3 protein-coding genes are annotated in these 11,157 nt (G+C 37.4%); 1 reads left to right on the top strand and 2 read right to left on the bottom strand.

Annotation, left to right across the window (positions count from 1 at the left end; all coding sequences use genetic code 11):
- Window positions 1-196 precede the first annotated feature (196 nt).
- On the top strand, window positions 197-1,255 hold the full coding sequence (locus ACPDHL_RS08080) for a CNNM domain-containing protein (RefSeq protein WP_430532267.1): 1,059 nt from the start codon (window positions 197-199) through the stop codon (window positions 1,253-1,255).
- Window positions 1,256-1,405: 150 nt separating this feature from the next.
- Here the strand turns inward: ACPDHL_RS08080 and ACPDHL_RS08075 are convergent, their stop codons facing one another.
- Both ACPDHL_RS08075 and ACPDHL_RS08070 read right to left on the bottom strand, forming a co-directional pair.
- Window positions 1,406-5,875: a gliding motility-associated C-terminal domain-containing protein gene (locus ACPDHL_RS08075; RefSeq protein WP_430532266.1), complete on the bottom strand. Its 4,470-nt coding sequence runs from the start codon at window positions 5,873-5,875 to the stop codon at window positions 1,406-1,408.
- 413 nt (window positions 5,876-6,288) lie between these two features.
- Complete coding sequence (locus ACPDHL_RS08070) at window positions 6,289-10,872, bottom strand: gliding motility-associated C-terminal domain-containing protein (protein WP_430532265.1); 4,584 nt, start codon at window positions 10,870-10,872, stop codon at window positions 6,289-6,291.
- Between the last annotated feature and the right edge of the window lie 285 nt (window positions 10,873-11,157).

Genomic DNA, 11,157 nt, shown 5'->3' with positions numbered 1-11,157 from the left:
TCCTTGAATTTCCTCCTTGAATTTCCTCCTTGAATTTCCTCCTTGAATTTCCTCCTTGAATTTCCTCCTTGAATTTCTTTCTCATCAACTTCATTAGTTTCTCTTGTTGCTTCAGCGTACATTTTCTGTGTTTGAGTAAAATTCTCCTTACCTAAGTCTTAAAAAATAATACTATTGTGCTTATACTATTTTTTGCATGAGTTTATTATTCGTTTATTTATTTTTAGCCTTAACGGTTTCTTTCATTTGTTCGATAGCTGAAGCTGTATTACTTTCTACTCCTCTTTCCTTTTTGCATTCAAAAGCTGAACAGCAAGATCCTAAAGCGAAAGCTTTGATACACATGAAAAAGGACATTGACAAACCACTTTCTGCCATTCTCGCTTTAAATACGATTGCGCATACGGTTGGAGCTGCTGGTGTTGGTGCTCAAGCTACAGCTGTTTTTGGTGAAGCCTACTTTGGCGTTATTTCAGCTGTTTTAACCTTGTGTATTTTAGTGCTAACGGAAATTATACCTAAGACTTTAGGCGCGAACTATTACAAGACCTTATACGCGCCAACGGCAACAGCTATATCAAGCATGGTTGTACTTTGTTATCCATTGGTTTTACTTGCTTCTTTCCTAACAAGGCGCCTGAGTAAAAAACAACAAGAGTCTAGTATTAGCCGAGAAGAACTATCTAGTTTAGTAAAAATTGGCGAGCAAGAAGGTATTTTTAACGGCAAAGAGACAAAAATTATTCAAAACTTAATCAAGCTGAAAGACGTCGCTGTTTCCACAATACACACTCCTCGTATTATGATGATTCAAGCGGATGAAAACACTAAATTGTTCGAATTTTTGAGCAAAAAAGAATTACTTCATTTTTCTCGAATTCCCATTTACAGTGAGCAATCGGAAAACGTAGTAGGCTATGTATTGCGCGATACCATTTTTGAACATTTAGCTGCAGATGAATTTGACATTCCCTTAAAAGAGTTTAAACGGAATATCCTTCAATTTAACGAACGTATGAGTGTAGTCGAAGCTTGGAGTAAACTAACGGAAAAGCATGAACACATTGCTATTATTACCAATGAATACGGGGAAGTTCAAGGTCTTTTGACCCTAGAAGATATTTTAGAAACCTTATTAGGCTTTGAAATTATAGATGAAAAGGATAAAATTGTCGATTTGCGTCAATATGCGGAAGACCGATGGAAAAGCAAACAACGCAAGTATCAATTTATCGAAAATAACCGAGGGGAATAGTCTTTCTCATTATGTACAAGTACATGAATTTGTTTTTTTACTTTTTACGAGAAAAAAAGGCCTATAGCATACGAATCAAATCTGCTATAGGCCATTTTTTAAGCAATACGATGTAACTAGTTTAGCTACTGTATACTATTTTATTCTCTCTTAATATATCAGTTGTATCCATCCGGTACGTTGTTTTCCATGAGAGGTTAGTACATAGAAGTAGGTTCCTGATGGTAACATTTTACCTGAACTATTTTGTCCGTACCATTGTTTTTTATAACCACGTCCGTGTGAATAAACTTCTACTCCTTCTCGATTAAAAATCTTGATTTGGGTAATACCGTGGCTACTCAAATCCAACGCATCATTTAGACCATCTCCGTTAGGGGAAATTCCCTTCGGTAGTGGACACTCATCGTAATTGACTGTAAAACGGCTCTCATCTATGCAAAGTACGCGTTCCGATCCATTTTTAGCATAGATAAAGATCTCCATAGGCGTTACAATTTCCATTCCGGCTTGCAATTCTATTCCCTTACCATGGGGTCTAGTAAAATAGCGATTGTACTTCGGAAGTGGAGGCAATACAAAAGTTTCACAGCTTAATTCTTGATTTTCTATTTGCGTAGCAATCGCTTCTTCGTGAATTAAAAGGCTAAAGACAGATTGTCCTTCACATCCTGCTGCTGTCTTTTTATAAACATATAATTCGGACTGACCTAACTGATTGTATGCCTGTCCTGTTTCATAGCGTTCTCCTTCACCAAAAGGTTTCGTATAAAAGGCTGCTCCTTCTTCCACCTTAGGCAAAATGTACTCTTTACAGATTTCTACAGGCGGAAGCGTTGCAATGATTACTGGATCAAGTTGAACAAAGCTCACAGGTCCCACTCGTTTGCATCCACTCAGGGTACTTGTTACTTCTACATAAATCGTTTTCTTCCCTCTAAATTGAAAAGGTTCGGCAACAACATCTCCTAAATCTGCAGCTTCATAAAAGATAACCGTATAATCTGTAATCGAATCGTTAATATGATCCATAATTGAGGCAACATAGTCTTCTACATCAACCGTTGCGACATTTATTTGGCCTGTTTTATTACTGCAAACCTTAAAATCAGGAATAGCAGATACGTCAAAGTCCTCTTTAATAAAATTATACGATTCTTCTAATACTAGCTCATTGCCATCACACAACTGGTAGGTAATTTTTGCTGTGTATTTTACCTCATCGTCAATTTTAACAGTTATTGAAGGGGTTTTCGCATAAGCAACATCACCTTTATACCATTGAAGATCTGCAAGATACTCTCCATTAGGCACAAATCGCCAAGCTTCTTCTGTTGCTCTCCATCTACCTGTATTTCTTTGGAAGGGAGTCTTTGCTTTTGATCCGTCGTGATTAATAATTCCAATAACACCTTTGCTATTATTATCTTCATTGCTTGTTCCCGCTGTAGGTCTTTTCTTAACGTTAACCTCTATGGTACTGGTGCTTTCATACAACACAATCTGAGAAGTTTGCGTAGTTTCTTCTATAGCAAGCGGATTATAAGCTTCTCCTGCCAAAGCCACATGATAAATATTGAATACAAAAACACGACAGGGAAATTCCCCATATACTTTATAATTTACAGAAGCATCGGCAGGTGAATTTGCTAGATCTAAGTTTTGCATTGCCCCATAGATTGCTGCTACAAAAGGGGCATCTTCTACTGTTCCATCGATCAATTCTTTTTCTAAAACACCACTACTCGTTTCATTAGGGGTATATTGACCTACTGCTGTTTCTCCTTCAATACTGAAAGACATCACCCCATTGGTAGAGAGTAATACTTTGTTATATGTCTGATTATAAAAACAAAAATCAAACCCTAAGTCTATGGCTGCGGACCACATATCGTCTCCTGTAATTTCGGTTCTTCCTTGATCGACAAATGGATATATAGGCGCATAATCAATTGCTTTAGGGTAATAATCACTCGTTTCACGACTATCGCCAAAAGCAACCTTCAAATCCACAGTAAACGAAGAATCATCGCAGATGATATAATCTCCAGCGTCATTCATAAGTACATCAATAGGTTCTTTACTACTGGCGACACAAGGAGTGTCGATGGAATAAAAATAATTCCCTGGACCTTCCCAAAAACTGTGTTCATACTGTGTTTCTCCACAAACCGCTCGCACATAAAAGTGAAAATATACCCCCTCTTCCACATTGTTGATAAGATAAGATGGCGTATCTTCTACTAAAATACCTCGATCTTCAGGTTCGGGCATTACTCCTCCTTGCTCAACAATAAACACCTCCCATTGGGTTTCATCCCCTTGAGGATCCCAGGTAAGCTCTATATTTTGCGTACCTTCAATCAAGTTAGCCTCTAACTCGAGCGGTCGCTTACAGTTGCTTTCCATGATTTTTAAATTGTCAATGGCTGCTGGAGGTTGAACACCATTTTGTTCATCATTGTTCCAAGTAAATATAAAATCAGTTATTCCTTCTGGCATTCTTTCCATAAGATCCGTAACAATCACTTCTCTTTGCCAACCATCAGATTCAACATAATAAAATTGACCAATGGAATATTGACGCCAAGCCGTTTCACTCACTTGGAACTTTAATGAATTATTAAAATAATCTCTGGCCAAACCTTCTCTGAATTCTCCTTCTATTTGATAATTATAAGAGACATAAAGCTCCACAGCATCGTCTTGAATAATCAGTTTCCTAGTAATACTAGATGTATTAGTATTGGGCATCATTGTAGTATAATGATAATTTTCCCCTAAATCATCCGAGATATATAGGGCCTTATCTCCCGTCAAGGAAACGGCTTCCCCTACATGCCATTTATTCAGCGCATTACCATTACCATCACCAGTGGAAGAAGAGATATCCCAATGATCTGTATAATAAAAGTCTTCAAAACCTTCTAAAAATGTCAATTCAGCAGGATTTTGAGGTTTTCTAACCTTCTGAGAATACCAGTCTCCATACGTAGACGTACCATCTAGTTCTAGACATTTCGGTCTATAGTAAATGTAATAATCTCTAATCCAAGGATCCAAATCGTTAAACATTCTTCCCATATAAACCGATTCCAATGTAAGTGGGTGATCCTCTGGATTTTCTAAAGGTACAGTGGAAAGAATGATATCATACCACCAAGAGACCAAAGAACGAGTAGTATCCTCACTAGTTTCAATCAATACATCTTGTATAGCAATAGAGGTAGTCGTAGTCGCTATATTATTTACATCCAGTCTAGGTTGAGGGGCATTGGGATTTACTTCCCTGCTTTCGAGATCTATATCACAGGTTTGATATATACTTAAATTATCAATGGCTATAGCGATACGCTTTTCTTCATCTTGCCCACTAACAAACTCAAAGTCTAACCTAGCAATTCCTCCCCTCAAGGGGTTGTGTAGTGCCGTATTTGACCAGGGAATAGTCAGGTGTATTCTTCTAAATTCTGCTGGTTCTTCTAGCAATTGATTATCTCTAAAAATGGGAGAATTAAACTCATCCCACCCATTACCTCTATTTTGATTATAATGTTCATAAGGAATGGTTGCAACAGGCTGATTGGTAGTCGCATCTAATAAACGAACAAGGAATCCCGTTTTATTGAACGTATTCCAATGTTCAAAATCAAACCCGATGGACCTCAAATCAAATTCGACATGTATTTCATCTCGACTAGCGGGAAGATTAAAATCAATAAACGCATGAGAGGACTCCGTCTGATTCAACGTATAATCATTGGTTACTCCACCGTCATTGGTTATATACAACGCCTGATCACCTCCATTATTCACTGCAGATCCAATAGCCCAGGTATTGGTAACATCATTCATAAAATTAAAAGGAGTTTCTTCCTCAAAATCAGTAGCATAAGGTAAACCAACAGGAGGATTGATGGCCCCTGGAGTAGGTATATCCTCTACAATTACATTATCCAAATAGAGGGTATCATCTCCACTGAGCCAACTCGTCAAGTGAAAAGCAATGTTGATGTCCCCACTAATAGGAAGTTGCGTACGTTGGTCCACCAAATCATAGATTACTTCTAGATAAGAACCTGCAATAAGGTCCCCATAATACAAAATAGGAGTCACCTCATAGACAAACTCTTCGATCAAAAAATTATCGTGAATACTACCCAACTTGCTTACGAGGATTTCCATATTACACATCGTTCTATTGTGTAGGTAATTTTCTACTGTGGTAGACATATGATACGTAAATCGCACCCGTTGATGTCCATTAACCCTAATTCTTGGGGAGATAAGCCAATCATCAGGAGAAGCATCTGTAATGCGGATAGGCATCGTAGCCCTAATATTCGTTGTACTTGATGTGTTATAAGGAATATTCCATCTCGCGTCATCGTGATTATTATTTACGATTCTCCAACAGTGAACTGTAGGAGATTCGATGGAAAAAAGCTCAACAAAGGGCAGGCGTGTGATTACATCTGTACAAACAAGAGGTGGATCTTGTAATCCTTGAAGGCTGGCTTGATCGCTATTCACCTCTTTAGTTCCTTCCGAAGCTTGCACCACTCCAATCATCAGAAGTAGTACTACTATAATATAGTTTAAAAATCGATTATCTCTCATATAATTTTCTAATTACCCTTATTGATATATAACCTAAAAACGACTTCCATTCACAACACACTAAAATAATAAAACATTCTTAAAAAACAGCTGGATTTAATAATTTTAGTTAATTTTTACTTAAAAAAACAAAATAGAATCCTCTTTTACTTTTATACATACCCTATCTACTCTTTTATTTTAACCAAATAACCCTAATTCATCGAAAATATTTGGCATAAACCCAAATTTATCTGCACTAGTAGCTATACCTTCTTTTATTTTGTTCTTATTCGAGAACAATAACTGACGAAGGCATAAAAAATTGCGGTTGTATTAGGTATAAAAAACTAACACAGCCGCAATTCTTAGTTATCTACAAACAAGGTGCTTTACGCTCCTTGTTATAGGATCTATCTGATTTATCTATTTTCTTAATACATCAATTGTATCCATCCGGTACGTTGTTTTCCATGAGAAGTTAGTACATAGAAATAAGTTCCCGATGGCAACATTTTACCTGAACTATTTTGTCCGTACCATTGTTTTTTATATCCATGACCATGAGAATAAACCTCTACTCCTTCTCGGTTAAAAATCTTGATTTGGGTAATACCGTGGTTACTCAAATCCAACACATCATTTAGACCATCTCCGTTAGGGGAAATTCCCTTCGGTAATGGGCATTCATCGTAATTCACTGTAAAATGGCTCTCATCTATGCAAAGTACGCGTTCTGATCCATTTTTAGCATAGATAAAGATCTCCATAGGTGTTAGAATTTCCATTTTAGGTTGTAACTCTATTCCCTTACCGTGGGGTCTAGTAAAATAGCGATTGTACTTCGGAAGTGGAGGCAATACAAAAGTTTCACAGGCTAATTCTTGATTTTCTATTTGCATAGCAATAGCTTCTTCGTGAATTAAAAGGCTAAAGACGCTTTGTCCTTCACATCCTTCCGCTGTCTTTTTATAGACGTATAATTCGGACAAACCTAATTGATTATATACTTGTCCTGTTTCATAGCGATCTCCTTCACCAAAAGGTTTCGTATAAAAGGCTGCTCCTTCTTCCACCTTAGGTAATATGTACTCTTTACAGATTTCCACAGGAGGAAGTGTAGCAATAATTACTGGATCAAGTTGAACAAAGGTCACTGTTCCAGCTTGCTTACATCCACTTAAATTACTCGTTACTTCTACATAAATCGTCTTCTTTCCTCTAAATTGAAAAGGTTCGAAAACAACATCTTCTAAATCTGCGGCTTCATAAAAGATAACCGTATAATCTGCAGTAGTACCGTTAATATGATCCAGAACGAGATTTGTATACGCTTCTATCTCAACCGTTGCTACATCTGTTGGATCTATTTTATTACTGCAAACTTGCACCTCTGGAATAGCGGATACATCAAAATCTTCTTTGATAAACTGATAGCTCTCTTCTAATACAACCTCATTACCTTCACATAAACGGTAGGTTACTTCCGCTTTATATTCAACTGTGTCGTCAATCAGTACATCTATCGTAGGTGTTGTAGCAAACGCTTCGCCATTTCTATACCATTGCAGTTCAGCAAGAGATTCTCCTTTAGGAACAAATCGCCAAGCTTCTTCTGTCGCTCTCCACGTCCCTGTATTTCTATAGAATGGATACCTTGCTTCTGAGCCATCGTGATTAATAATTCCAATCACACTTTTTCGGTTATTAGTTTCGCTACCTGAACCTGCAATAGGTCGCTTTTTAATAAACACCTCAATCGTATTGGTGTTTTCATACAACACAATCTGAGAAGTTTGCGTGGTTCCTTCAATATTATTTGGGTCAAAGTTTTCTCCTTGCAGTGCTACATGATAGGTATTAAACACAAAAGTTCGACAAGGAAACTCGCCATATACTTTATAGTTTACAGAAGCATCGGCAGGTGAATTAGCCAGATCTAAATCCTGCATCGCACCAAATATGGCATCAACAAATGGCGCATCTTCCACTGTTCCATTGGTCAATTCTTTTTCTAAAACCCCACTACTTTCTCCTAGAGGGGTATAAAGTCCGTGTTCTGTCTCTCCATCAATGCTGAAAGACATCACCCCATTAGTCGTTAACAAGGCCTTCGTATAGCTATTGCCAAAGAAACAGAAATTAAAGCCTAAATCTATTGCATTGGACCACGTATCATCACCTATTATTTCAGTACTACCTGTATCGACAAATGGGTATAATGGTGCATAATCGATGGCTTTATAATAGTAATCGTCTGCTCCACGACTATCGCTAAAATCAACTTTTAACGTAGTTTGCATTGAAGTATCATCACAAATGATATACTCTCCAGATTCATTGGTAGGAAGATCTAACTCATCTTTCGAAATCCCTAAACAGGTGGTGTCTTGGGAATAGAAAAACTCACCAGGTCCTTGCCAAAAGCTTCGTTCATATAAAGTTGGCCCACATACGGCTCTTACGTAAAAAATAAAGTACTTTCCTTCTTCTACATTATTCACGATATACGAAGGGTTGTCTGTTACCAAAGTACCTCGATCTTCGGGCTCTGGTCCATCCTCACCTAGTTCTGTAATAAAAACTTCCCATTGTGTTTCTTCTCCACGAGGAGTCCAAGAAAGTTCAACGTTATTTGTGCCTTCTATAAAATTAGCGTCCACACTAGTTGGCATAAAGCAACTACTTGCCATGACTTTTACCTTATCAATTGCCGCAGGAGGTTGGGCTCCATTTTGTTGATCATTGATCCACCCAAAATGAAAAAATACATAAGGGTTCTGTTCATGATCTCGCATGGGTTCTTCTACATCCATTACGTTTACCTCTCTTTGCCAACCATTGGAATCCACATAAAAAGGTCTACCTCTTAATTGAGATTCCGGATTATTTCTTGGTATTCCATCGGTTCCTACGACACGTCTGAAGTAACTGATCCGATTATAGAAATAATCCCGAGGTTGATCCGCTCTAAATTCTCCTTGAATTTGATAATAATACGATACATAGGTTTCTACAGCATCTTCAGGAATAATTAGCATTCTCGCAGCATATGCATTTGTCGCTTCTGAGGAGTTTACGGTGGTTGAGTACTGGTATGTTTCACCTTCATCATTCGAAATATACAGTGCTTTATCACCTGCAAACGAAACTGCATCTCCGATCCACCAGGTATTGGGATTCGTAGTTTGTAATAGTATAGGCCAATTAGGATTAGGCCACATATTTAGGTCCCAATGATCGGAAAACATATCCTCAAACCCATCTAAAAATGTTAACTCAGCAGGAGCTTGCGGTTTTCTTACTATAGCATGATCCCAATCACCATAAGTTACATCTCCTGTACCCGAAATACACAAAGGTCTAAAGTAAACATGATAATTTCGAATCATGGGATCTAAGCCACTAGCACTAAAAGGTCCATAATGACTAGTGAAGGTAAACGGATGATTGTCAGGATCTGCAACAGGAACAGGAGAAATAATCATATCAAAACGAAAGCCCAACAAACTTCGTGAGCCACGCTCAGGACGCGGATTCATTGCCATGTAAACCGCATCGATAATACGTATATCTTCAATTATAAACGATGTCGTCGTGAAAGTATCTGGTTCATTATCAAGTATAAGAAAAGGACGAGGTCCATCTGGATTCGTTTCAATGCTTTCTACATCAAGGTCACAAGAAGTGTAGATATTTAAATTATCTATTGCCACCGCTTGACGCTTTTCTTCCTCTATTCCGCTAACAAATTCAAAATCTATTCGAACAACATTTCCTCTTAAGTAATCGTATGGATAATTTGGCATTTCAAAATCAGGTTCCCATGGAATACTGAGCTGGAGTCGTTCAAAGTTTGCAGGCGGATCTTTCAATACCGTATCCTCAAAAAGAGTTTTACCTACACTTACTGGGGATGACCATCCCCCATCTACGTTTCGCCTATAATGAAAATAAGGAATTCGCGCAACAGGCTGATGTTCATCAGCTAAAAAAACCCGCACGATAAATCCTGTTTTAAAATAGTCATTTGTTAGATCATCTTCAAATCCCAGTGAACGCAAATCGAATTCGATGTTTAACGCATCGCGATCATCAGGTAAATTAAAATCCATAAAGGCATGAGAAGCCTGTGTTATCCCTAAGGTATAATCATTGTGTACTCCTTCATCATTTGAGATGTACAATGCATTTTCTCCTCCATTGTGGACAGCAGTACCGATGGTCCACTGATCCGTAAAATCGTTCCATATATTAAAAGGAGTCTCGGTTTCAAATCCTGTTTCATAAGGAAGATCCACAGGAGGTTTAATTGCGCCTACTCCTGGAATATCTTCTACAACAAAATTATCGAGCGATAAATAATTATTCATTCCTTCTTCTCCATATTGGTATCCAACCATATGAAAGCCAATATTGATATCTCCTGAAATTGGAATACCTGTACGGATATCTACTAAATCGTATATCACTTCCATAAAACCAGGATTATCTGAATACAACAGTATAGGTGTAATTTCATAAACGAACTCTTCCACCAAATAGGAATTATGTATACTTCCTAATTTACTTACTCGGATTTGAATATTAGACATCGTTCGAGGTAGGGGTGGTTGTCTCACCGGTGTAATTTGCTTGTAGGAAAAGCGAAGTCTTTGATTTCCATTTACGCGAATTCGGGGCGAAATTAACCAGTCATCAGGTTGGGGATTACTAGGATTAACGATTATACCTACATCTCCATTTCTTGTACTATTTAACTGGGGAAACTCCCAGGTAATACCATCGCTATTTTTATCTAGCACGCGCCAACAGCCCAAAGTAGGTGATTGCTCGGAAAAGAGTTCAATAAAAGGCAATTGAGTAAAAACCTGTGAACAGATACTATTGGGGTCGTCCAATGAAGTAGACCTCACAGGATCTTCTATTTGTTGATATACTTCAGATGCTTGGGTAACACCAAAACTAAACAACAGCAATGCTGTCCAGGTATATTGAAAAAATCGATTATTCCTCATACAATGAACTTATGTTTTTGATTGATCTAAACTGGGCCGAAACAGGCTATTAATGATGGACTAAAATAATAAAATATCCTTAATAAATAGCCAATATCTTTAAATTTAGTTAATTTTTACTTAAAATAAATCAAGATCCTCTTTTCCTCAACCTCAATAAAATAATATTTAACCCATCATTTAACCAAAAAACTGTTATTTTTAATTTATTTACAGCCTAATTAACAATAATACCCTACTTTACAACCAACAGAACTCCCAATAGACTTTTATATTTTTTTTCCT

It is taken from the genome of Myroides sp. C15-4 (assembly GCF_050522745.1).
Classification (GTDB): domain Bacteria; phylum Bacteroidota; class Bacteroidia; order Flavobacteriales; family Flavobacteriaceae; genus Flavobacterium.
The sequence above is the reverse complement of the archived record's forward strand: the minus strand, read 5'-3'. Positions and strand labels throughout refer to the sequence as shown.

What these genes read in the sequence shown, in the direction of transcription:
- ACPDHL_RS08075 (WP_430532266.1), bottom strand. Translation starts at nt 5,875, where the DNA reads ATGAGAGATAATCGATTTTTAAACTATATTATAGTAGTACTACTTCTG.
- ACPDHL_RS08080 (WP_430532267.1), top strand. Translation starts at nt 197, where the DNA reads ATGAGTTTATTATTCGTTTATTTATTTTTAGCCTTAACGGTTTCTTTC.
- ACPDHL_RS08070 (WP_430532265.1), bottom strand. Translation starts at nt 10,872, where the DNA reads ATGAGGAATAATCGATTTTTTCAATATACCTGGACAGCATTGCTGTTG.